Annotated in this window: 22 protein-coding genes; 12 read left to right on the top strand and 10 right to left on the bottom strand. The window is 68.8% G+C overall.

From position 1 onward, the window contains the following. Positions 1–114: 114 nt before the first annotated feature. From A6A25_RS31440 to A6A25_RS31430, 3 genes are all read left to right on the top strand, one after another. Positions 115–516: a hypothetical protein gene (locus tag A6A25_RS31440; protein WP_143193534.1), complete on the top strand. Its 402-nt coding sequence runs from the start codon at positions 115–117 to the stop codon at positions 514–516. Further along, a complete protein-coding gene (locus tag A6A25_RS31435; RefSeq protein ID WP_073896421.1) occupies positions 513–2,183 on the top strand; it encodes a relaxase/mobilization nuclease domain-containing protein in 1,671 nt (556 codons plus the stop codon). The genes A6A25_RS31440 and A6A25_RS31435 overlap by 4 nt, the downstream gene beginning before the upstream one ends. A 133-nt stretch (positions 2,184–2,316) precedes the next feature. Next, complete coding sequence (locus tag A6A25_RS31430; RefSeq protein ID WP_073896420.1) at positions 2,317–2,793, top strand: NUDIX domain-containing protein; 477 nt, start codon at positions 2,317–2,319, stop codon at positions 2,791–2,793. 7 nt (positions 2,794–2,800) lie between these two features. Here the strand turns inward: A6A25_RS31430 and A6A25_RS31425 are convergent, their stop codons facing one another. The 8 genes from A6A25_RS31425 to A6A25_RS31390 are packed head-to-tail and all read right to left on the bottom strand — an operon-like array spanning position 2,801 to position 10,098. Next, a complete protein-coding gene (locus A6A25_RS31425) occupies positions 2,801–3,568 on the bottom strand; it encodes a TylF/MycF/NovP-related O-methyltransferase (protein WP_073896477.1) in 768 nt (255 codons plus the stop codon). Beyond that, entirely contained in the window at positions 3,565–4,164 is a 600-nt protein-coding gene (locus A6A25_RS31420; RefSeq protein WP_073896419.1) for a histidine phosphatase family protein, read from the bottom strand. Before A6A25_RS31420 ends, A6A25_RS31425 begins: the two co-directional genes overlap by 4 nt. After that, positions 4,161–4,907, bottom strand: coding sequence for an SDR family NAD(P)-dependent oxidoreductase (locus A6A25_RS31415; RefSeq protein WP_073896418.1), 747 nt, complete (start codon positions 4,905–4,907; stop codon positions 4,161–4,163). Before A6A25_RS31415 ends, A6A25_RS31420 begins: the two co-directional genes overlap by 4 nt. A 2-nt stretch (positions 4,908–4,909) precedes the next feature. Next, the gene (locus A6A25_RS31410) at positions 4,910–6,049 is read right to left on the bottom strand and encodes a hypothetical protein (RefSeq protein ID WP_241829016.1); all 1,140 of its coding nucleotides are present in this window, start codon (positions 6,047–6,049) and stop codon (positions 4,910–4,912) included. Further along, positions 6,049–7,092: a glycosyltransferase family 9 protein gene (locus A6A25_RS31405; protein WP_241829008.1), complete on the bottom strand. Its 1,044-nt coding sequence runs from the start codon at positions 7,090–7,092 to the stop codon at positions 6,049–6,051. The genes A6A25_RS31410 and A6A25_RS31405 overlap by 1 nt, the downstream gene beginning before the upstream one ends. Positions 7,093–7,112: 20 nt before the next feature. Beyond that, positions 7,113–7,670, bottom strand: coding sequence for a phosphoribosyltransferase (locus A6A25_RS31400; RefSeq protein ID WP_073896417.1), 558 nt, complete (start codon positions 7,668–7,670; stop codon positions 7,113–7,115). Then, positions 7,667–9,550 (bottom strand): hypothetical protein, encoded by a 1,884-nt coding sequence (locus A6A25_RS31395; RefSeq protein WP_241829007.1) that lies wholly within the window; start codon positions 9,548–9,550, stop codon positions 7,667–7,669. The genes A6A25_RS31400 and A6A25_RS31395 overlap by 4 nt, the downstream gene beginning before the upstream one ends. Continuing rightward, positions 9,547–10,098 carry a DUF4254 domain-containing protein gene (locus tag A6A25_RS31390; RefSeq protein ID WP_073896471.1) on the bottom strand — a complete coding sequence of 184 codons (552 nt, stop codon included), beginning with the start codon at positions 10,096–10,098 and terminating at the stop codon, positions 9,547–9,549. Before A6A25_RS31390 ends, A6A25_RS31395 begins: the two co-directional genes overlap by 4 nt. 549 nt (positions 10,099–10,647) lie before the next feature. Between A6A25_RS31390 and A6A25_RS31385 the strand changes: the two genes are divergently transcribed. The 5 genes from A6A25_RS31385 to A6A25_RS31365 all read left to right on the top strand — a co-directional run bounded on the left by A6A25_RS31385 (position 10,648) and on the right by A6A25_RS31365 (position 15,611). Beyond that, positions 10,648–12,129: a helix-turn-helix domain-containing protein gene (locus A6A25_RS31385; protein ID WP_241829006.1), complete on the top strand. Its 1,482-nt coding sequence runs from the start codon at positions 10,648–10,650 to the stop codon at positions 12,127–12,129. Positions 12,130–12,244: 115 nt separating this feature from the next. Continuing rightward, the gene (locus A6A25_RS31380) at positions 12,245–13,252 is read left to right on the top strand and encodes an IS481 family transposase (RefSeq protein WP_143193531.1); all 1,008 of its coding nucleotides are present in this window, start codon (positions 12,245–12,247) and stop codon (positions 13,250–13,252) included. A gap of 244 nt (positions 13,253–13,496) precedes the next feature. Next, the gene (locus A6A25_RS44940) at positions 13,497–13,757 is read left to right on the top strand and encodes a hypothetical protein (RefSeq protein ID WP_073896415.1); all 261 of its coding nucleotides are present in this window, start codon (positions 13,497–13,499) and stop codon (positions 13,755–13,757) included. A gap of 353 nt (positions 13,758–14,110) precedes the next feature. Beyond that, a complete protein-coding gene (gene fxlM / locus A6A25_RS31370) occupies positions 14,111–15,415 on the top strand; it encodes a methyltransferase, FxLD system (protein ID WP_073896414.1) in 1,305 nt (434 codons plus the stop codon). Next, positions 15,405–15,611, top strand: coding sequence for an FxLD family lanthipeptide (locus A6A25_RS31365; RefSeq protein ID WP_198932927.1), 207 nt, complete (start codon positions 15,405–15,407; stop codon positions 15,609–15,611). Before fxlM ends, A6A25_RS31365 begins: the two co-directional genes overlap by 11 nt. 59 nt (positions 15,612–15,670) lie before the next feature. On the opposite strand, the gene A6A25_RS31360 is transcribed toward A6A25_RS31365, so the two are convergent. Beyond that, positions 15,671–16,105, bottom strand: a complete 435-nt coding sequence (locus A6A25_RS31360; RefSeq protein WP_198932926.1) for an IS30 family transposase — start codon at positions 16,103–16,105, stop codon at positions 15,671–15,673. A 198-nt stretch (positions 16,106–16,303) separates the two neighbouring features. Beyond that, positions 16,304–17,563, bottom strand: a complete 1,260-nt coding sequence (locus A6A25_RS31355; protein WP_380734301.1) for an IS701 family transposase — start codon at positions 17,561–17,563, stop codon at positions 16,304–16,306. A 764-nt stretch (positions 17,564–18,327) separates the two neighbouring features. Here A6A25_RS31355 and A6A25_RS31350 point away from each other — a divergent pair. Genes A6A25_RS31350 through A6A25_RS31335 form a run of 4 tightly spaced genes read left to right on the top strand, consistent with a single transcriptional unit; the run spans position 18,328 to position 22,068 of the window. Next, positions 18,328–19,608 carry an N-6 DNA methylase gene (locus tag A6A25_RS31350; protein WP_143193530.1) on the top strand — a complete coding sequence of 427 codons (1,281 nt, stop codon included), beginning with the start codon at positions 18,328–18,330 and terminating at the stop codon, positions 19,606–19,608. After that, positions 19,599–20,948 carry a hypothetical protein gene (locus A6A25_RS31345; RefSeq protein ID WP_073896409.1) on the top strand — a complete coding sequence of 450 codons (1,350 nt, stop codon included), beginning with the start codon at positions 19,599–19,601 and terminating at the stop codon, positions 20,946–20,948. Before A6A25_RS31350 ends, A6A25_RS31345 begins: the two co-directional genes overlap by 10 nt. Then, positions 20,945–21,694 (top strand): hypothetical protein, encoded by a 750-nt coding sequence (locus A6A25_RS31340; protein WP_143193529.1) that lies wholly within the window; start codon positions 20,945–20,947, stop codon positions 21,692–21,694. Before A6A25_RS31345 ends, A6A25_RS31340 begins: the two co-directional genes overlap by 4 nt. Further along, on the top strand, positions 21,691–22,068 hold the full coding sequence (locus tag A6A25_RS31335) for a hypothetical protein (protein ID WP_073896406.1): 378 nt from the start codon (positions 21,691–21,693) through the stop codon (positions 22,066–22,068). The genes A6A25_RS31340 and A6A25_RS31335 overlap by 4 nt, the downstream gene beginning before the upstream one ends. Positions 22,069–22,075: the final 7 nt, after the last annotated feature.

Here is a 22,075-nt window from a genome sequence, read left to right as displayed (position 1 = left end):
GTGTCGGCTTCGAGACCGCGGATCGGCGAAGCACCGGCTGGCCACTTCCTGGCCGGCCGTTCGGTACGGGAAGGAGCGGGCTCAGACGGAGCCCGCCCGTCGTTCGGGGGGACGATGAGCACGAGGAAGCAGGGTGTGCGTCGGCAGCGGCGTGTGCTCGGAGGCGCCGAGACCCGGATCAACGTCCGCACCACCATCGAGGTGCGGGCCGCGTTGGCAGCGCGGGCGGCGGTGGCCGGGTTGTCGGTGCCGCTGTACCTGGTCGAGTGCGGGCTGCGTGAGCCCGACGGCTGGTCGCTGCACCAGCAACGGCACTGGATGGCGGAGTGGGAAGCCGCTGCGGTGAAGCTGTCCCGGTCGGGCAGCTCGCTCAACCAACTCGCCCGTCAAGCCAACAGCGGCCACGTCGTCGGCCAGCAGCAGTTGCAGGCGGCGCTGAACTACCACCAGCAGGTTCTGGACGAGCTACACCAGGCGCTCGACGCGGTGGACCCACATCGACGGGGCGGGCGGTGATCGCAGAGGTCGCAGGCCGCGGCAAGCGTGGCTCGAACACGCTGGGACTGCTGCGCTACCTGTTCGGCAGGGGACGTGCCAACGAGCACCGCGACCCGCACATCGTGGCGGCGTGGGACGCAGACTGGGAACGCGGCGGGACCTGGGGCGAGGACGGGACCACCGCCCCTGGACGTGCGCGACTGGCACAGCAACTGGACGCACTGATGACCGGGCACCAGGTGGCGCTGCCCGACGGGCACGTCTACCACGTGATCCTGTCCATCCCGCCCGCCGACGTCGCCACCGCCGGCCACCCGCCCCAGCCGGAGGTGCACGCCGACGCGCAAGGCGAGCGCGGCGCACAGCGGCGGCTGCCGGATGCGGTGTGGCGGGAGTTGGTCAAGTCCGGCATCGCCGCCCTGGGCCTGGGCGCCGACGACGACGGAAAGGGCGGCTGCCGGTGGGTCGCGGTCCACCACGGCCTCTCCACCGCCGGCAACGACCACGTCCACGTCGTGGTCAACGTGGTGCGCGGTGACGGTCGGGTGGCGAACCTGCATCGCGACTTCCTGCGGTGGCGGGACTGGTGCCGACGGGTGGAGGACGAACGCGGCTGGATGCGCACCGCCCCGGCCGGTGAGGGTCGGGCCAAGGCCACCTCGCGCGCCGAACTCGTGCGCGCGGCCGCCGACGGGCAGCGCACAGGGCGGGATCGGCTGCGCGACCTCGTCACGGCCGAGGCCGCAGAGGCCGCCAACGAGGTTGGGTTTGTGCTGGGACTGCGCGGCCGTGGCGTGGTGGTCGCCGCCCGCCCTGACACCGGGCCGGTCACCGGCTACAAGGTCGCCCTGCCACCCACAGAGAATTCCGAGCCGCTGTGGTTCGCCGGGTCGACGCTGCGCCGTGACCTGTCGCTGCCCCGGCTACGCGCCCGCTGGACCGACGCCAGGCCGCTGCCCGCGGACAGGCAGCAGGTGCTGTGGCGCGACACCGCCAACCAGCCCTTCGGCCCGCAGGACCATACCGGCGGGCCGACTTGGAAGATGCTGCGACGGGAACTGGACCGAGCCCGCGCCGCTGTGGAAGCCGCGGCGGGCACCGCCCCTGCACCGGACCTGGACCAGCGCACCTGGCACCTGCTCGTCGAACGCACCGCCGATCTGGTCGCCGTAGTCATGCCCCACGACCCGCACCGGCTTCTAAACCAAGTCCACGACCAGCTGACCCGCGCCGCCCAAATCCCCTACCGTGTCCCAACGTCCAGCCCCGCTACGTCGCCGGGCGCCAAGCAGTCGTCGGTCCCGGTCATCACCGCGCAGGAGGCGCTGCGGCTGCTGGGCGACGCCGCCCGCATCGCCGCCCGCACCCGCGATGCCACCCCGGTCATCCTGGCCTTGGTCGTGGTCGCTGTCCTGGGCATCATCACGGTCCTGCACGCGGTCGCCGAGCATCGCGCCATCCGCGAGGCCGCCCGCCACCAGCTCGGCACCGCAATCACCGATCTGCAACAGCACCCGGCCCGCGATGACGTCCCATCCGAGCATCCAAGACCTCGCCGGCCAACTACCACGACCCCTCGGCCTGCGGCTCAACCAGGACCGGCACCGCTTTCCCACACCACACTGGCACGACCGCACCAAACCACCCTGCCCGACCCGACCAGACACGCAGGACTCTCCCGGTGAGCAGGACAGATCAAGATCGACGCGTGAAGTCATCGGGCGGCCGTGGAATGGCGGACCTGCTCACTGTGACGGACGGTCTTCGATCACGTGGGCTGCGTAATCGGGTCAAGCTGCCAGTCGTAAGCTGGGGCACGTGACGAAGCAGTTGACGGTGGCAGTGGGGCGGCGTGCGGCTCGGGCGATCTTGATCGATGATCTGGGCCGACTGGTGTTGATCAAGCGGACCAAGCCGGGGCAGGCGCCGTACTGGACCGCGCCGGGTGGCGGTGTTGAGGACACGGACGCCTCGGCGGAGGCAGCACTGTACCGGGAGCTGGCGGAGGAACTGGGTGCCGAGGCGGCGGACGCCTCGCAGGTATTCCTGTTCAGCTCGCCGTCGGACGCGGGCGTTGCGGTGCAGCACTTCTTCGTGGCGCGGCTGGCGAGCCTGGACGAGTCCGCCCGTAGTGGCCCGGAGTTCAGTGACCCGTCGCGGGGCGGGTACGAGCTGGACCGCGTTGACCTTCGGGGAGACGATCTGGTCGGGATCGACTTGAAGCCGACCGCGTTGAAGGAGTTCATCCTGGCCAACCGCGAGGCGCTGCTGGTCGAGGCGGGCGCAGCCGCCTGAGCTGCGGCTACGTGCCCCACCGCAGGTACGTGGGGGTGGCGCGGCCGGGCAGCGTGCGCAGGGTGCCGTGGTCGGTGCCGAGGGTGTCGCGCAGCGCTGCTGTTTCTCCCGGCCACTTGGCGTGGGCGAGTTCGTCGAAGGCGAGCACGCTGCCCTTGGTGAGGTATGGCCGGATGGCGTCGATGGTGTCCCGGGTCGGCTCGTAGAGGTCGAGGTCGAAGTAGGCCAGGGCGATGACGGTGTGCGGGTTGTCCGCCAGGTAGCGCGGGAGCGTTTCGCGCACGTCGCCTTGGACGATCAGGGTTCGCCGGATGTGGCCGAGGTGTTCTCCCAGCTCGTGTGCGTCCAGCACGTCACGCAGATGGCGTGGGTAGCTGTCGGCGAGCGCGAACCGGCCTGCGACGGCGCTGGGACTGGTCGTGTCGATGTCGGTCACGTCCGGGAAGCCGGTGAAGGTGTCGAAGCCGACGATCCGGCGGTGCGGGTTGTACGGCTCGTAGACGCCCCGCAGGGCGGTGACGGCGGCGAGGTGGCGTCCGCGGTGCACGCCGAACTCCATGATCACGCCGGGTACGTCGAGGATCATCCGATAGAGCGCGTCCAGCGAGAGCAGGTCGGTCAAGGGCTGCCTGCGCAGGTACAGGGCCAGGTTGTTGACCAGTTCCTCGGGCGGGATGGGCGTGCCTGCCAGCAGGTGGGCAAGGTGGTGGCGGACGGTCCGCTCGTGGTCCGACTCGTGCGGCAGGATTCGGCCGTTGGTCTGATCGTTGATCACGTCGTCTCCCTGGGTGGTGCCGCCCACAGGTGAGCGGGGGCGAGGCGGAAGTCGCTGGCGTAGCCGAAGATGTCGGCCGGGTGGCGGTGGCCGCGGTGGATGGCGGCGACGGCACCGATGAGCAGCCGGTGGGACACGATCAGCACCGGACCATGCTCGGTAACGAGGTCATGTGCGAAGGTCGCGGCTTCGAGAGCACGTTCGGCGAACGCCCGGAGGCTTTCCCCTCCGGGCAGGGCGCTGTCCGGGTTGCGAGCGCGCTGTTCGCGCCAGGCGATGTAGTCGGGTGGGTACTGGCTGGGGGCGAGGCCGAGGACGCAGTACGGGGCTTGCCATTCGGCGAAAGCGCTGGTCGGTTCGGCGAGGCGGGTGTCCAGCGCGTCGGCGACGATGGAGGCGGTCTGCCGGGCGCGGCGCAGTGGGCTGGACGCGATGAGCGCCGGTTGCCAGCGGCGCTTGTGCAGCTCGCCAGCGGTTAGCTCGGCTTCGACGGTGCCCGCGATGGTGAGAGGGCTGCTTGGTCGGGCGTGGGCGTCAGGGCGGCAGAGCCCGTCGTCGCAGGTGCCGTGGCGCATCCAGAGCGCGGCCGGTGTCATGTCATGCACCAGCCCCCGTCGATGGTGAGGCATTGGCCGGTGATGAACCCGGCGTCGGGCGAGGCGAGGAAGTCCACGGCGGCGGCGATGTCGTCGGGCCGGCCACGGTGTTTGACGCACTGCCGGTCGAGTTGCCGGACGACCATCGCGGCGTGGTCGGGGACAACTGTGCGTTCAGCGGGCACTTCGATGGAGCCCGCGCGGACGCAGTTGACGGTGACGCCGTGTGGTCCGAGTTCTCGGGCCAGTGCGCGGACGAGTCCTTCCAGGCCGCTCTTGGCGGCGATGTAGGCGGCGAGGTCCACGCGACCGAGTTGGGTGAGCACCGAGGACACGGTGACGATGCGGCCGTGTCCGCGTGCGGTGAGCGCGGGGGTGACGAGTTGGGCGCAGGCCGCGTGGGTGACGAGGTTGATCTCGATCTGCTGGCGGAAGGTGTCGAGGTCGAGGGTGTTCCACGGGATGCGTGGGTAGGCACCGGCGTTGGACACGAGGACTTTCAGCCGGTCGGTGGCGTGCTCGACTTCGCGTGCGAGCGCCTCGATCGTCAGGGGGTCGGTGAGATCGCCCGTGACTGACACCGAGGCAGCGCCGTGTCGTTCGACCGTGGCGAGCACGTTGTGCAGGTCTGGATCGTCGTGGAGGTGAGTGAGGATCAGGTCGTAGCGGTCGGCGAGGCGTGCGGCAACGGCCGCGCCGATGCCGGAACCGGCTCCGGTGACGATGGCGACGGGACGGGCCACGGTCAGTTGACCTCCGTTCGAGATGTGAGGGCGAGGAAGTCCGGAAGCGCTGTGGCTGGGTCCAGTACTTGGGCCAGCAGTGCCAGGGAGAGCGCCGTGTCGCGGGATTCGAGGTCGGTGAGGTTGTAGACGGCGAGCAGCCTCATCACCAGGTAGGGCCGCAGCCAGGCCATCAGGTCGTCGATACCGAGATAGCGAGCAATGGGCTGGACGATCTCGTCGAGGTAGCGGCGTAGGACATGTCGGCGGCCGGGGCTTGGCGTGTGCTGATAGTCGATCACCAGCGACGACCCGCTGTGCTCGACGTGGACCACGGGCTCGGCGAGACTGGCCGGGGCGAGCGCTGACGGGTGATCACCGAACGCGGCGCGGTTGTAGTGCGGGGTGAGCCACGCGCCGTGCAGGCGTTGGTAGAGCAGGAAACACGCGAACTCGCCGGGTAGCGCGTTGAGTCCGCCCGTGTCGTAGTCGAACCACACCGGTCCACCCGCTGGCGACCAGCCGATGTTGATGTCGGTGGGGTCGCCCTGGGTGATCGCTGCCCACACCGGACTGTGCTGGGCGAAGTGGATCCGTAATCGGATCACCAGGTCGGCGAAGTCCACGGCGCGCTGTCGCCCGTTGACGACGAGCCGCAGGTCCGCCAGATCCTGCGGGCGGATTCTCCGGGTGCCGCTGGTGATTGGCCACGGTGCGTTGGGCCGGTAGTACCGGTCGAGGCGGCCATCAGGCGCGGCCCGGTCACCGTAGAGCTTGCTGATCGTCTCCACGTTGGTCGTGTGCCGCAGCGTGCTGCCGATGACGTGTTGGTAGTGGCCAAATACGGCGGTCAGGCAGGCGTCGAGGCGGCGCGTGTCACCTGTGAGGTCGGCGTGGGTGATCTCGTCGAGCAGCAGGCCGCTGTCGCGGCCGAGGTGCGGCCACCGGTCGTAGAGGAGCACGGTCCAGCGGGTGACCCGTCGCGCGCCCCGCAGTCTCGGCACCGGGTAGAAGCCACGGAGGCGGGTGTGTCCGGCGCATTCGGCGCGAGCCTCATCGTGGTGCGGGTTGGCCTTGACGAACAGAGTGCGTCCGGCCCAGTCGACGTGCCAGGTGTGGTTGGCAGTGAAGCGTCGGTGGTTGGTAATCCGCAGCATGAGCATCACCACCAGCCAGCGAGTTCACTCGCGAAGTCGGCGATGATCTGGGTGGGGATGTCGGCGAGGCTCGCCGACTGCGACCACAGCGCGTCGTCCAGGTGATCACGCACAGGGCAGCGGTCGCCGAGCGCCAGCATCTGGGAAAACGAGGTTGCGACGGCGTGGTGGCGTGCGGTCCCGGTGGTCCACTTGGTGTGCGCGTGGCGACCGTAGAGCCCGATGACGTGCGGGCCGGTCCCGTCCGGCCGTTCGGTGAGGGCGGCCAGGTGAGTCAATCCCGTGTCGTTGCCGATCACAACCTCGGCCGATGCGAAGACATCCAGGCAGTCCACGGCATCCAGACCGGCCAGAACCTCGATGCTGTCGAACACCATCGACTCGGCGTCGGTGCTGGTTATCAGGGTGAACGTCCACGGCGCGGGGAAACTCTCAGCGAGCAGGGCCGCGATACGGGCGAAACCGCTTGCGCCGTAGTCCTTCCGGCTCGGCCAGCTGGTCGCCGAGATGAACACGACGTGGAACGGCCGTACCCGTTCGCTCGACCCGAACGTCGGGAGCGGCGCACGGTCGGCGGGCAGTCGGACGCCGAGGGTTTGCTCCGCGGCGAGGTAGTACCGCATCGGCAGAGCCGCGTGGACCTCGACGAGCTCGTCGTCCAGGATGTCGAGCCACGCCTGGGGTCTTTCGGGGACAGCGTAGAAGGTGAACCCAGTGGCGTGTCTCGCGTGGACGGTGTGCGGGCCGTCGGCGAAGCTTGTGCCCAGGGGCAGTCGGCAGCGTTGCATTAGGCGCGGGCGCGGTCCCTGGTAGTGCAATTCGGTGTCGCTTCCAGTCCCGTCGGCGAGGGCTTGGACGAGTCCGAGTGCGAGCAGAACATCACCGAGCCCACGGTCACCCAGAACCACCGACCAGCCGCGTTGGCCGATCACGTCCACGCCGCTGGTGTAGGAGGGGAGTTCCCCGGCCGCGCGCCGGAAGGGCAGCGCGCGGGCCAGGGGTGCGTGCTGGCGCGGGACGATGACCGGTCCGCCGCGTTGCAGCGTCACCGGCTCGATCGTCCACGGGCTCACAGTTGCGTGAGGGTGCACAGCGGTACTCCCAGCGACTCCAACAGCGGACGCGCGTTGCCGGTGGTGTCCTCGATCAAGCACGCGATGCCGGTCACCTCGACGGCCGAGTCACGAAGCACTGTGACCAGGTTGGCCAGCGTGTTTCCGGTGGTGATCTCGTCATCGACGATGAGCACGCGGGCGCCCGCGAGGTCGCCGTAGGTGAAGACCTCGGTGCGGCGGGCGTGGGGTTCGGTGAAGCGCCGCTTCTGGGGCAGGTCGAGGTCGAGCTTCCATGCCAGGCGGTACGGGAGGTCGCTGGCCAGGGCGACGGCGACGGCGGGCAGGATGCCACCCGCGTCCAAGCCGAGCAGCACGTCCGGAGCCGTGAACTCCGCGTGGCGTGACCACGTCTCCCACAGGGCGCTGCCGGTCCGCAGCAGCGTCGACGGGTGTACCTGATCGAGGATGCCGTCCAGTTCGTGCACGATACGGACATCCCGAGTCTGCGAGGGCACGCCGAGACGGCGGACACGCTGGGCCTGGTAGGTGAGGTCTTCCGGAACAGTGGTCATTCGCTGGTCCTCACGGTGTGGTCGAGTCGGTCGAAGTAGGTCAACAGCCGGTCCGTCGCGTCGACGAGTTGTTCGCACAGGGCGGGGTCGCGGGGGCGACGGATGAGGTCGGCAAGATCGGGAGGTGTGGATCCGGCTGCTGGGTGCAGCTCGTGAAACGCCGTGAGCACGTCGTCGGTGTCGTGGAAGTCATGCCCGTCGGCCCGCAGCAGGATCTTCGCCAGTAGCACCAAGTGCTTGTGCACAGCGCGCACGTCCGGTCGGTCGGCGGCGATGAGGCGTCGGGTGGTCATCAGCACCAGTCCCAGTTCGCCCCTGCTGGTGCGATCGCCGTGGGCGGTGACTGGCACCGGCAGCAGGTAGCCCGCTCGCCGGTAGAGCACACCGACCCCCTGCGCGGCGCGGCGCAGCGACTGCACGACGCGTGGTGGCATCCGCAGCGCGTCGATATCGGCGGTTGTGAAGACGCTGAGACCGACCTTGATGCCATCAGGCGCGGCGAGCGTCCCGGCCACGTTGCGCAACCACGTCGCGGGTGCGGTGTCGCGAACGACGAGCACGTCCAGATCGCTCCACCCGTCCCGCCAGGTTGCGGTCCCCGTGCTGCCGGTCGCGAGCACGAGCGCGACCTGGTCGTCGCGCAGGTGGTCGGTAGCCTGGCCCAGCCAGGCGCTCTGCGTCACCGGCCCGGTCGGGTGCAGCGCTACTCTCGGCAGCTCCACTGTGGCCACGATTCGGTTGATTGCGAGCTTGAGAGCGCTCAGATGCCCGGAGTTGTCGATGATGTGATCGGCGATCTCGGCGATGCGGTCCGCTCCACGTTCGCGCTTGGTCTCGTCCCGGCCGCGTAACCGCGTCTCGGTTTCCGCCGCGCGGCTCATGCGGACGGTCGCGTCCGCGTCGACGTACACGACCTGGCAACGGTCACCCCAGACCCGCTTGAGGTGTGTGGTCGCCTCGAGGCGGTGGGCACTTTCCAGACTGATCGTGCGTGCCTTGGTCGTCTCGGTGAACCGCAGGATCTCCTCGGTGAGCCGTTCCGCCTGTTCCCGTTCCGACCAGCGCTCGTACAGGTCGACGGTCCCCGCCCGCATGGCGGCGACCTCCAGCAGGTAGCCGATCTTCAACCGGGTTACGCCGTGCTCGTCGCGCAACAGTTCGCCGACGGTGCTCTTGCCGCTCTCGGACATGCCGCCCAGCACCCACAGCCGGTCCAGCACGTCGTCCGGCAGTGGTTGCACGTCGACACTCAAGTCAGACAGGCAGCCCCGCAGCTTTCGCTGGACGTCCAGGATCGGGGCGTCGCCAAGGTCGAGCACCGCGTGGTACTCCCCGCGGTCGACTTGGAGGGACAGGATCTCCGCGAGCATGCGCTGGTAGGTGGCGTACCGCTCGTTGACGGGTTGCGGCTCGCGCCGCAGCGCCTCGGCAGCCTCCCGAGCGTGGTTGACGGACCGGCGTAACAGCACGTGCACCTCGCGCCGAGGCACGGCGGCCGGGAGTTCCACCGCCAAGTGGTCCACCAACCGCAGCGCCTTCGCTGGTGACAGACCGTCCTTGAGCGCGGCCGTGGCGGCGCACGCGGCCCGGAGCATGGGTAAGCCCCGGTCTTCCAGTGCCAGCGGCCCGCTGGCGGCGCGGCGGGCGACGTGGCTGCCTAGCATCAGGCCGACGTGCTCGGCGGTGGTGGAGCCGACGAACCACCAGTGGGCGAAGTCGCCCGCGGCGACGTCGCGCCACCGGTTATCCCATGCATCCACGGTGCCCACGAGGTGGGCGTCTCGCATCCCGCGGTGCAGCCAGGCGAGCTGCGTTGTCTTTCCCACGTTGTCCACGCCGTTGAGCGACACCGACAGGTGCTGGTTCGTGCTCGCGGTCACGATGCGCTCCGGTAGGTCTTCAGCGGGTGCCACGCCGGAAGCCGGCGGTGGCCGGTGGCGACATCACGAATCAGATCGTCGTAGGCGTCGGCCAGTTCGGCGAGCTGCCGCAGTGCCAAGCGGGCTCGATCTCGGGCGTCGTTGGTGTTGATCAGACTGTTCGCGCGTACCCAAGCGATCGCCAGGCGGTCGATCACCGAGCCGAGGGTTTCGGTGTGCAGAGAGGCGTCCGCGCGGCTGTGGATCTGACTCGCCACCCACTCGTCGATCTGTTCAACCAGGGCGACACGCCGGGCGTTGAGTTCGTCGATGAGCCGCTTGCTGGCTGCGATATCCCCGGCGGACGCGCCGGGAGTACGGCTGGCATCCTCGGCGTCCCACTGCTGCTGATGGTGGTTCGCCAGCTCGTTCGCCGTGTCCAGGACGAGTTGGCCCGGATGATCTTTGCTGGTGGTGTCGCGGAACGCCTCGATGATCGAGGCGGACCGCGGCAGGATCTCGCGCACGTGCGTCACGTGCTGCGTGACGGGCTTATGGCCGTCAGCCATGATCGGCACCCCCTTTGGTCGATTTGGGCGTGGGTGCGCCTGCGCCGAGGGCGGTCGGGGCATCCTCGGCGCAGGCGCGGCTTACTCAGGTGAGGCTCGGTCGTGCGCCGCTGGCCGGACGGCTCAACGACGCGACCAGCACTGGCTGAACGGCGGCCGAGGCAGGAACCAACCAGTCGACGTCGGTTGGGCGTACCTGCCAGCGGTACGGCAGGCCGTCATGTGCGGTTGGAGGGAGGGGTAACCATGCCCCGACCGAGGGCAGCACCGGCCAGCCATGCCTCGCCAGGTCGACGGCGGCGGCGCGGAGCGCAGTCCACACCGGGCCCGGAATCTCCAGTACGAGGGCCGCGAGCGTCGAGCATTTGTCCGTCCGGCGTTGATCACCCATTGGCGCTATCCCCCGTCTGACCTGGCGTGACGACGCTACGAGTTCACCAGTCGGCAAGGGGGGAGAACGACCACCATCAGTGCCCAGTGTTGGGCCAGATCGGGGACATTGAGGGGACATTCCCGGTCCGCTGGGATGGCAGGGCCTACCGTGAACCTGTGCCAACCGTCGAGCCGCGCGTACCGAACACCGTGTTGATCGACCTTCGCGAGCGGGCCGGGCTGTCCCAGCAAGACCTGGCCGACGAGCTGACCAACCTCGCGGCCTCCCGCCACGACAAGTACCCGCAGATCACACCCAAAACGGTCGGACGGTGGGAACGCGGCGAAGTCCTGTGGCCGCAGCCCTTCTATCGTCGGCTGCTCGCCGAATTCTTCGGCTGCGCGGGTGACGAACTCGGGTTTCGCAGGCCGGGGCCTGTCCGATCGAAGCAGGACCAGCCCGAGGCCCTCCCGGTGCCGCTCACGTTCGCCACCTCGCCAGCGGCTGCCGAACCGCATGTCGAGCACGGCCAGGACGAGTGGCGCCAGATCCGTTCGGCCTTGGGTAGGCGCCGCCGCGACCTCGCGGTGCTCGCTGAATCCCTGTACCGGGACCACCGCATCCCAGGGCTGAAGAACACAGGTGCCATCAGCTTGCCCGCCTGGATACCCGCCGAGCCCGTACCCCTGGACAAGATCACGCTGACGTTGGACTCCGTGGTCGCCGAGCCCACGGTCACTGGTGAAGAGCCCGAAAGCGCCCCGGTTCGCCCCTTGGCCACCATCGACGCCCGCTACCGGCGCTACCACGACGCGATCCGCGACCTCGCCGCGCCACGCCTGTTCGAAAACCGGCTTTGCTTCCGCCTGCTCGGGCTCGACTGGACCCAGCCGCGGATGAGCTTCGGCCAGATGGGCTTCTTCGATGCTGTGGACACCAATGAGGCACTGGCTCACGAATTCGCCGCCCGCCACCTCGCCATCGACGGCGACAGCGAAGCTGTCATGCCACGCGCCTCCATGCGACGGCTGACGTTCCGCAAGTTGATCGCAGACCCGTTCGACCTGAGCCGTCGACCGCTCATGGGAGCGATCGGCACCCTGACCATCCGGGCTGGCGACAGTCCCAGCGTCGTCCTGCACCAACGCGACTCCGCCCGCGTTGCGGGCGGCGGTGGGATGGTGCATCTCCTGCCCGCAGGCATCTTTCAGCCCTCGTCCGTGATCCCGGCCGCCGTAGCGGCCGACTTCTCGCTCTGGCGCAACATCCAGCGCGAGTACGCCGAAGAGTTGCTGGGCCATGACGAATACGACGGCTCCGGTAGGCCGATCCAATACGACAAGCTGGAACCGTTCACCAGAATGGACGAGGCGCTGCACGATGGCCGCATCCGGGTGTTCTGTCTCGGCGTCACACTCGACGCGCTTACTCTCGCCGGAGACATTCTCACTGTCGCGATCATCGCACCAGACACCTACGACGAGCTGTTCGCCAACGCCGTCGAGACCAACCCGGAGGGCTCGATGCCCGCGCGAGCGTTCCCGTTCGAGGAGAACACGCTGACGTGGCTCGCCGAGTCCAGGCGCCTGTCTCCCGGCGCAGCGGCTGCCCTGCATCTCGCCTGGTCAAACCGCAAACTGCTGGGAGTGGTCCGCTAGCTGTTGTGGGTCATGACGTTGGTGACAGCTGGTAGGGCCTGAGACGGGGGACGGGTCTTTCGGCGGCAGGATGAGAAGTGCGACCAACACATCCGCCGAGCAGAAAGACCCGTCCGTGCTCCACCGTAACGCCCCGCTGTCCGCCGAAGGCCGTCACCGCTTGGTCCAACGCTGCCGCACCCGCCCGATCGCCCATGTCGCGGCCGAGATGGGCATCTCCCGGCAGTGCGCCTCGAAATGGGTCAACCGCTATCGCCGCTTCGGCGAGGCCGGTTCGGCCGACCGTCCCAGCGCTCCGCGCCGGCAGCCCACCGCCACCCCGGCCGAGGTGGTCGTCCGGATCGAACGGCTGCGGCGGGAGCGCAAGTGGTCGGCCCGCCGCATCGCTCTGGAACTCGCCACCGAGGGCACGTCCGTGTCGGTGCGCACGGTCGGCCGGCACCTGGCCCACCTCGGGCTCAACCGCCGCCGGTTCCTCGACCCCACCGGGGAGAACAACCGCGTGCCCCGCCGGATCGTCGCCCGATGGCCCGGTCACATGGTCCACCTGGACGTGAAGAAGGTCGGCGTGATCCCCGACGGCGGCGGGTGGCGGATCCACGGCCGGGGCAGCGAGCGAGCCAAACAGGTCGAACGCGCCAAGAACACCGGCCCCGGCAAGCAGCGGAGCTACACCTACCTGCACTCCGCGGTCGACGGGTTCCCCCGCCTGGCCTACACCGAAGCCCTGCCCGACGAGAAAGCCGTCACCGCGATCGGTTTCACCCACCGCGCACGGGCCTTCTTCGCCGCCCACGGCATCGACCACATCCACCGCGTCGTCACCGACAACGGCTCCTGCTACCGCGCCCACGACTTCGCCACCGTCCTGCGCGGCGCCCGCCACCAGCGCATCACGCCCTACACCCCACGGCACAACGGCAAGGTCGAGCGCTACCAGCGCATCCTGGGCGAGGAATTCCTCTACGCCCACGTCTGGACCAGCGAACAACAACGCACCGACGCCCTCGCGGTCTGGAACGTGCACTACAACTACCATCGCCCCCACACCGCCGCCGGAAACCGGCCACCAGCCACACGGCTCCACACCGGCGTCACCAACGTCCTGGCCTCATACAGCTAGCCCTCGGCGGTGATCACGGGTGAGATCAAGAGCAGGATCGATCGTGCCTGGGTGCCTTCTGATCGAGCAGGATCCTCGAACCGCTGGAGGCGATCGAGTAGATCGCATACATGTTGTTCATTAGCTTCCTGGACGATCTTCAGATGGCCGAGGAGAACAAGTCGAAACTGCGCTAGCGGGCGAGCCGATCGGTCCTTGCTAATCATGCCTTGATCGAGTCCGATACTATCGCCTGATAGGGATCTTGGAACGCACCCGCCACACCCAACGGTTGCGGCACGCGCTGCGGGACTACTTTCCCGCCGCGCTGGAGGCGTTCGAGGACCTGGACGCCGCCGACACGCTGAAGCTGTTGGCCAAGGCTCCCGATCCCGAGTCCGCGGCGAAGCTGACCGTCGTGCGAATCCGCGTGGCGCTCAAGCGTGCCCGTCGGCGTGACGTCGATGCCAAGGCCGCGGCGATCCGGGCCGCGCTGCGTGCCGGTCACCTGGGGAAGCTGCGGTGATCACCGCAGCCTACGCGGCCACCACACGTGCGGCCGTAGCGGTGTTGACCACCCTGAAGGAGCAGGTCAAGGCCCTGTAAGGGCAGGTCATGACCTATTTTGGCTGGCACCCGGACGCTGAGATCGTCCTGTCCCAATCCGGACTGGGACAGGTTCTCGGAGCCGGGTGCTCGCCGAGTTCGGAGACGACCCCGGCCGCTACGCCGACGCCACGTGCCGCAAGAACTACATCGGGATCAGCCCGATCACTGACCGGAGGGACGCGCCGCCCCCGATGCGGCGCGTTCCTCCGGTCGCATGACCACGTCCGCGAGCCGTGCCCGCACAGCGGAATCCACTGAAAAGGTAATCAGGTGAACACACTGCGAGACCACAACACCGGTCCGTCCGCCGACTCCGACCGGGCGGATGAGATCCGCAACGCCCTGACGGACAAGCTCCTCTCGGACGGCATGATTACCTCGCCGGTCGTGGAGCGGGCCTTCCGCACGGTGCCGCGGCACCTGTTCGTTGCCGAGGGCACGCCGCTGGAGGTCGCCTACAACGCCGCCGACTCGGTGGCTATCAAGACCGACCAGGACGGAGTGATCATCTCCTCGACCAGCGCGCCGTTCATCCAGGCACGGATGATCGAGCAGGCCGGACTCGGCCCCGACATGAGCGTGCTGGAGATCGGGTCCGGCGGCTACAACGCCGCGCTGCTGGCCGAGGTCGTCGGTTCGCAGGGGTGTGTCGTCAGTGTGGACATCGACCCGGAGGTGACCGACCGGGCCCGCGCTCTGCTGGACGCCACCGGGTACGGCAGCCGGGTCACGGTCGTGCAGGCCGACGCCGAGAATCCGTTGCCCGAGTTGCACGAGCCGGTCGACGCGATCCTCGTGACGGTCGGGGCGTGGGACCTCTCGCCGACCTGGCTTGAGCAGTTGTCCGAGGACGGCACGATCGTCGTCCCGCTGCGGATGAACGGCATCACCCGCTCGATCGCGTTCCGTCGTGAAGGCGACCACCTGATGAGCACCTCGGCCGAGGTGTGCGGATTCGTGGCGATGCAGGGATCGGGCGCGCACGACGAGCGGATCTTCCTGCTGCCTGACGTGCACGGCCACAACGTCAAGCTCCGCTTCGACGGCGACGTGCCGGAGGACATGAGCCTGCTCGACGGTGTCCTGGCCACCGAGCGCACCGAGGTCTGGTCCGGTGTCACGGTCAGGCACGGCGTGTCGTTCGCCGACCTGTGCCTGTGGTTCGCAGGCTTCCTGCCCGGTTTCTGCAAGCTGGACGTGGACGAGGGAACCGTCTTGGCCGCCGAACGCAAGAGCTGGTTCCCCTTCGGCGTCGTGCGCGGTGACTCCTTCGCCTACCTGGCGGTGCGCCGGGCGTTGGACGGTGCCGGAGTCGAGTTCGGGGCGCGGGCGTACGGAGCACACGGCGAGGCCGCCGCCACCGCGATGGTCGAACAGATCCAGGCGTGGGACCGCCAAGCCCGCGACGCGGCTCCCACATTCGTCTACTGGCCGTCCGGGAGTGACCGCACCCGGATCGGCGAGGGCGCGGCGGTGCTGGAGAAGACGCACGGCCTGGTCGCGATCTCCTGGCCGCAGGCGGCGAACACCGCAGCCGGCCCGGATGCCCTGCACAACCCCGAAAGTGAGGAGTGAAACCGATGTCGTCAACGCTGACCGTCGACAGCCGGAGCTTGAGGATTCCGCCGTCGACGACACGGAATTCGAGCTCGACATGCGTGTGGTGGAGTCCACCACCCAGCTCGTGATCATGATGTGTGACACGAGCGACGGCTGCGGCAACACCTGCGGCACCAGCGCGTGCAGCACCGGCTCCAACGACCCGTTCTGACCCAGCCCTCTGCTGTCGGCGCCCGGGCGGATTCGAGTGATCATCGCAACGTTCTTGGATCATGATGCCAGTACGTCCTGGAGGACATCCGAGGGTGTGCGCCAGCCGAGGCTCTTGCGCGGGCGGCTGTTGAGGCGGTCCTGGACGGTCCGGAGGTCGGCCGGTGTGTGGACCGAGAGGTCGGTGCGTTTCGGAAAGTACTGACGCAGCAACCCGTTCGTGTTCTCATTCGTGCCGCGCTGCCACGGGCTTCCCGGATGAGCGAAGAACACCCCTTCGCGCAGGAGCGGTGCGATCTGGTCGTGGCAGGCCATCTCCGAGCCCTGGTCCCAGGTCAGTGTGAGTCGCAACGGCTCGGGCAATCGGCCGAGCACCGCCATGAGGGCGTCGCGGACGGCCTCCGCGGTGCGGTCGGCGGGTAGGTGGACCAGCAGGAGGTAGTGGCTGGCGCGGTCGACCAGGGTGCCGATCGCCGAGCGGCCTGCGGCGCCCACGATGAGACATCCCGCCACGGCGCCTCCGACCACGCTGCGGTCTGGATCGATATCGACATCTAGTAGGACTTTGTTAGGTGCTGTTGAGCTGCGGTTTCTGTTGGCTGGTCGTGACCCGGACGGGTTGTCGGCAGGTGTGGCAGATCCCGGCCCAGGCCGCGAGTAATCGTTGGAGTCGGCGCAGGACGGCGTAGAGGGTCAGGCCTGCGCAGGGGCTTTTGGGGTGCGGCGCAGCTTCGTGCAGACGGCCTGGGCGACCGAGGCCAGCGTGACGTGGCGGTGCCAGCCGATCCAGGAACGGCCTTCGAAGTGGTCCAGCCCCAGGCCGTCCTTGAGTTCGCGGTAGTCGTGGTCGATCCGCCAGCGGATCTTGGCCAGTTTCACCAGGTCGCGCAGCCGGATGTCGATGGGCAGGGTGGACAACCAGTAGTCGGTGGGCTCGGGCGCGCCGGGCGGCCATTCGGCCAGCAGCCAGCATTCGGGGAGGCTGCCGTCCGCGGCTTTGGGGATGGTGCGGTTGGCCGGACGGACCCGCAACGCCAGGAACCGGGACCGCATCCGCCCGGTCGGGTTGCCGGCGGTCTTGTGGGATCCGTGGCGCCAGACCACGAATCGGCCAGCAGACCGGCCCGCGGTCATCACCAGGGTCTTCAGATCGGTCGGCGGATCCGGGTAGTGGGGCGTCGGCGGGCGGCCCACGCCGCCGTAGGCCGCGGTGACCGGTTCCGCGGCGGCGGGGTGGGCGCTGGCGGTCGGCCTGACCGCCAGCACGTAGGTCAGCCCGCGATCGGTGAGCCCCTGCCGGAACCGGGCGGCGTCGCCGTAGCCAGCGTCCGCGACGACCGGCCGCGCGGGCAGTCCCCAATCACCGGTGATCTCGTCGAGCATGTCCAGCGCCAGCCGCCACTGCTCCCGATGCCGCACCGCGTCCGGGATCGCGCACCGCTCGCGCCGACGCCGGACCCCGGCGGCCTCGGCGGGATCACCGACCAGTCGGTCGTCCCAGGACTCGGGCAGGAACAACCGCCAGTCCACCGCCGCCGACGCCCAGTCGGTCACTGCGTGCACGCTCACCCCGACCTGGCAGTTCGCCGTCTTGCCCAGCGCGCCGCAGTACATCCGCGCCACCGCCGGCGACGCGTTGCCGTCCTTGGGGAACGCGGTGTCGTCGACCACCCACGCGTCCGGGTCCACGAACCCGCCGGCCCACACCGCCAACCGGCGCCGCACCTCGACGTGATCCCAGGTCGAGGTCGTGACGAACTGCTGCAACTGCTGGTGATCGATCCCGAGGCGTTCGGCCATCGGCTGCATCGACTTGCGTTTGCCGTCCGACAACAGCCCACGCAGATACAGCCCGCCCTTCGCCTGCTGGTCACGACGGGCGAACCCGTCGAACATGTCGGCGGCGAACTCCTCGATCACCGGGCGAACCAGCGCCATCTCCTCCGGAGTCACCATCACAGAAGATCACACCGCCGACACGTCCCATCATTCGACCTAACAAAGTCCTACTAGTCATGTACCACGACGAGCACCTCGGTACTTCTGATGGCGCACCTCGCCGCTGGTGGCGGTGTATTCCGGCCGCACCTGCCCAGGGAACGACCCGACCCGCGGCCGCGTTCAGCGCAATCCCAGCCATCCCGGCGCCAGGCCGACTCCCGCCCTGCTGGCTCTGGCCGTGGGCACTGTGCTCGTGTTCGTCGCGCCGGACGCGCGGATCCGGGTGCGCCGCCGAACACCACGCCCTGCGGGGTAACGGACGATTGCGGACGCCGACCGCCACGACAACTCCGGCCCAGCTCGGCTGGACCGCACCGGTCACCGCGCCCAGGTCTTTGTGCTGGACACGGTGCGGGCATTGGGCGCCTTCCACTGACGTACCAGGCATTGATTCGGTGCATCGGCCAGCGTGCTGCGCTAGCGCCAGTCCCCAGCGGCCCGGGTTGCCACCGCGTGGTGGAGGTCGTCGGCGGCGTGGACGACGCCTCGCCGGCGCGACGAGTTCCAGAAACTCACCGATGGCTGGTCCGAGTGTCCGGGTGCCGGTCGTGCGCAGCCGCAGACTGGAACTATTGATGCGCCCCCGCTACGGCGAGGCGGGGCCGCCTCTGGAGTCATTGGGAGTGTGAGCGCGTGATGGCTCTTGACTGCACTTCTCGTCCTGACTACTCTGTCGAAACCCAATGGGCGCGTGAGCGCGTGATGGAGAGATGGTCTTGGACGCGAGAACCTACCTCAGCAGCCTCGGGGTCCAGGTAACCGACGCCGCGCAGCCGGTCATCGGGCGGCTGGCGCTCGCTGGGGAGTTCATGCTCGGCGGCGAGCGCGGTGTGCTCCTTCGCCCCAAGCGCGGTGATGTGTCCGACCGCTACCTCGAGCTCCTCGCGGGCGAGGGCTACGCACTCGTGATCGTCGACGGCGGCAGCTATCCGTCGTTCTACGCTCGCGAGCAGGAGGGGCTCGTCCCCGTGCGGGCACTGCCCGTCGCCGACCGCAGCCACTTCCCGTCGGCAGGTGTCCTCGGCGCCTGGGGGCAGTTGATTCGCGCGGCCGCCCGTCACGGTGATGCGGCGAAGCTGGGCGTCGCGCAGATAGTCGCACGCCTGGATGGCGATGAGGTGTTCGGGCCGGACCTCGTCCGCCCCACGGGCGGCGTGCCCGTCTCGCGTCTCGGTGGTGACGAGTCGGTCGCAGTAGAACCGCTCCGCATGGCGGCTGCGCTCCTGGCCGGCTTTCGACTCCGCCCGAACGCGCCCGATGAGTTGGTCCGTCTCGTCGTCGCGCTGTCCTCACTGCTTCCAGACAAGGGCCAGTTCTCCGGGCTGACTGAGAGCGTGGCGCCCTTGGTGCGCGCACATCAGCTCGGCGCTCGTCGTCTCCTGGTCTCGGGCGGAGCGGGGGCGGAGATCGCCGCGCTCCTCGGCGCGGAGGGCACGATCTTTCTTCCGGCCGAGCTTCGCCTACTCGAGCCGCTGCTGGAGCGCCTGCTTCCGAGCGTCGAGCGCGTGTTCGCTGACTTCCTGCAGTCGAACCTCGATGGGTCCTACGACGGCGTGATCGTCGTTCCGCCGTTCGGCCTCCAGCTGAGCGGAGCCCAGCTGGGCCGGTTCGAGCTGTCGAAGCGCGGAGGCAAGGCGCGCAGCCGCGTGCCTGCAGAGCTGCTGTTCATCGAGCACGCGCTTGCGGCGATGGCCCATGGCGCTCTCCTCGTCACCGTCTTGCCCGAAGGCCTGCTCTCGAGCGCCGGGCAGGCGGACTTCCGCGAGTGGCTGCTCGAACACGCACGTCTGCTGGCGGTCGTCAGCCTGCCTGCCGGAACCTGCTTCCGCGGCACGGGGGTGAAGTGCTCCGTCGTGATGCTCCGCAAGCCGGCGCCCGCCGACGACTACCCGATCCTCATGGTCGACGTGGAGGCGCACGACCTCCGCGGCGACATCGGCGCGGCGCGGTCGAAGCTCGACGACTTCCTCGAACGGGAGGTGTCCGCATGCGCGTAGCCACGCTCTCCCGCGCCGACCTCGGCAAGCGGCACGTTCGCCTCGACCCGGCCTTCTACCTCGGGCGCGAGTTGGTGCGGTCGACGATGAGCTCGGAGGGCAGTCGACACGTTAGCCTCGAGGATATCGTCGAGTCCATCCACGACGGGGCTCGACTGCCTTCGGCTGCATCGGGGATCCCGATGCTCCGCTTGAACAACGTGCGGCCCTGCGAGCTGGACTTGAGCGGCATGACCCACGTCGACGGCACCGCCGCCAAGTGGATCAATGTCCAGGAGAACGACGTCCTGTTCACGCGGGCAGCCCAGCCGTTTCGTGCGGCTGCGGTCCAGTCGGGGATGCCTGCAGAGCTCGCCGTGTCGTCGGAGCTAACCATCATCCGGCCCCGGCCGGCGGTCTTGCCCGAGTACCTGGCCGCCGTGTTCTGCACGCCGACGCTGAACCGGATCCTGCGTGACCTCGCGTACCGCGGTGGCTCGTCGGCGCTGCCGCGCCTTCGCCTCTCGGACATCGCGCGCCTCCCGGTCCCGCTGCCCCCGCTCAGCCTGCAGGAGTCGCTCGGGCTGCAGTACCAGCAGGCCGTCGACCTGACCGCGAGCGCCCGCACCGAGTTCAACGCGGTGGTGACGGCGATCCACACCGAGATAGACCACCGCGTCTCCGGGGTCAGGCCCCCAAGCAGCGCCATCAAGGTTCTCCGATCGCAGCTGGCAGACCGATGGGATGTCCCATTCAACCGCGGGCGCGTGTTCCGCCATTCTTCGGCAGCATCGTCGGCCATGCGGTCGTTGCTCCAGCTTGCGAAGCCCGCCGGCACGAGCCTTCGTGGCCTCGCCGATGACGAGGAGGTCTTCGCCGTTCAGGCCGACGACGTGAACGAGAGCACCTTCCTCGTCGAGGGCGGCGAGGTTCGGCCCCTGTCCGACCTGTCCTCTCGCATGCGGCAGCGGCTCGAGGTGGGCGATGTCCTGCTGTGCACGACGGGCTCGGGCGACCAGGTCGCTTACCTCGACGAGGAGCTCGGACCCGAGGAGCAGCCGCTCCTCGGGAGCGCCACCTTCACCGCCCTCCGCTTCCACGAGACGCCCCGCGTCTTCGCCGTCGCGCTCGCCCATCCCCTCGTTCGCACGCAGCTCCGGCTGCTCTCCTCCGGGTCCGTGCAGCGATTTGTCAACAAGCGCGACCTCGACGAGTTGCTCGTCCCGGTGCTGGGTCAAGTCTGGCGAGAGGACTTCGAGACCCGGCTCACCCGAGCGATGCAGCGTCGCCGCGAGGCGTTGCTGGCGCGGACCGCGCTCATCGAAGCTGCCGACGACTACCTCCGGAAGGCGACGCCGTGAACGCCGTGGCGACGAGCATGAGCTCTCCTGGGGGCTGGAGTCGCCTTGTGCGGCGTGATGTGCTCACGCGGGCACTCGGGTCGGCACCCCGCTTTGCCGTCGTGCCGGGGGGCAACCTGTCGTCACTCGATCGGGTCGTACGACAAGCCACGCAACTGGCCCCGCTGAACCGCATAGTCGAGATGGTCGTGTTCGGCGAGGACGACCCGACGTGGCTCCAGCACAAGATCGGATTCAAGAACCTCCGCAACGTCCACTACTACCTGGCGGCCGCGCGCTGGGCCCGGCTGATCGAGGAGGATGCGACCCGCCCGACCAGCCTGGGGCGCCGCTACGTCAGCTCTCGCTTCGAGCCTCGCGTGATCCTCGAAGGGGTTCGCGGCCGCGCGATCTTTGAGGAGGTCATGCGCGTGACTGGCGACGACGTGCCGACCCCGGACGTCGTCGCTAGCGTTCTGCGGCGTTGGAGCTTCCGTTACAGCAAGGGCACGGTCACGCGACGCGCCCGCGACTTCTACGCGATCTTCGGCCGCATCATCGACGAGGCCGCGAACCGGAAGGAGCGCAAGCTCGTTGGTCACTCGGCGTGGTTGGAGCCGCAGGACCCGCTGGCCATCGACGGCGTCGCCGCGATCTGGCCGGCCCTGCAGCTCACGCCGGTCAAGGGCATCCGGCGTTCGAAGAATACTTCGCGGGGCGAGGCGACCGACCCCCAGCTGCGCCTCCCGCTCAAGGAAGAAGTATGACCGGCCCAATCACCTCGAAGATCCGCGACTTCCTGATCGGCCGCGGTCCCGCGACGCCCGAGCGCGTTGCGGAGGCCGTCCCCGAGCTCACGGAGGTGGGAGGTGCCGAGCGGGCCCTCTTGTTGATGAGACTCGACCCGACGCTCGAGCGGACAGGCAACGAGATGTGGGCGGCGCGGGGAGCGGCGATCACCGACGACAGCCGCGTACGAAAGGCCGTCGAGAAGTTCTTCGACGGCCGCCCCGGTGCTCCGCTGGCAAGCGCGGTGCGGGCGGTAGCGAACGAAACCAGCTTGCCAGGGCACAAGGTGCGCGAACTCCTCACCGAGCAGTTCGTCGTGGCGGGCACCAACATTTTCAACCGGCGACGGTAGCGAGAGG

This window comes from Saccharothrix sp. CB00851 (assembly GCF_001905065.1).
Lineage (GTDB): Bacteria > Actinomycetota > Actinomycetes > Mycobacteriales > Pseudonocardiaceae > Actinosynnema.
The sequence above is the reverse complement of the archived record's forward strand: the minus strand, read 5'-3'. Positions and strand labels throughout refer to the sequence as shown.

Excerpts from the sequence above, each read along its gene's own strand:
- A6A25_RS31440 (WP_143193534.1), top strand. The coding sequence starts at position 115 with ATGAGCACGAGGAAGCAGGGTGTGCGTCGGCAGCGGCGTGTGCTCGGA.
- A6A25_RS31420 (WP_073896419.1), bottom strand. The coding sequence starts at position 4,164 with ATGACACCGGCCGCGCTCTGGATGCGCCACGGCACCTGCGACGACGGG.
- A6A25_RS31410 (WP_241829016.1), bottom strand. The coding sequence starts at position 6,049 with ATGCTCATGCTGCGGATTACCAACCACCGACGCTTCACTGCCAACCAC.
- A6A25_RS31400 (WP_073896417.1), bottom strand. The coding sequence starts at position 7,670 with ATGACCACTGTTCCGGAAGACCTCACCTACCAGGCCCAGCGTGTCCGC.
- A6A25_RS31390 (WP_073896471.1), bottom strand. The coding sequence starts at position 10,098 with ATGGCTGACGGCCATAAGCCCGTCACGCAGCACGTGACGCACGTGCGC.
- A6A25_RS31345 (WP_073896409.1), top strand. The coding sequence starts at position 19,599 with ATGCGCGTAGCCACGCTCTCCCGCGCCGACCTCGGCAAGCGGCACGTT.
- A6A25_RS31335 (WP_073896406.1), top strand. The coding sequence starts at position 21,691 with ATGACCGGCCCAATCACCTCGAAGATCCGCGACTTCCTGATCGGCCGC.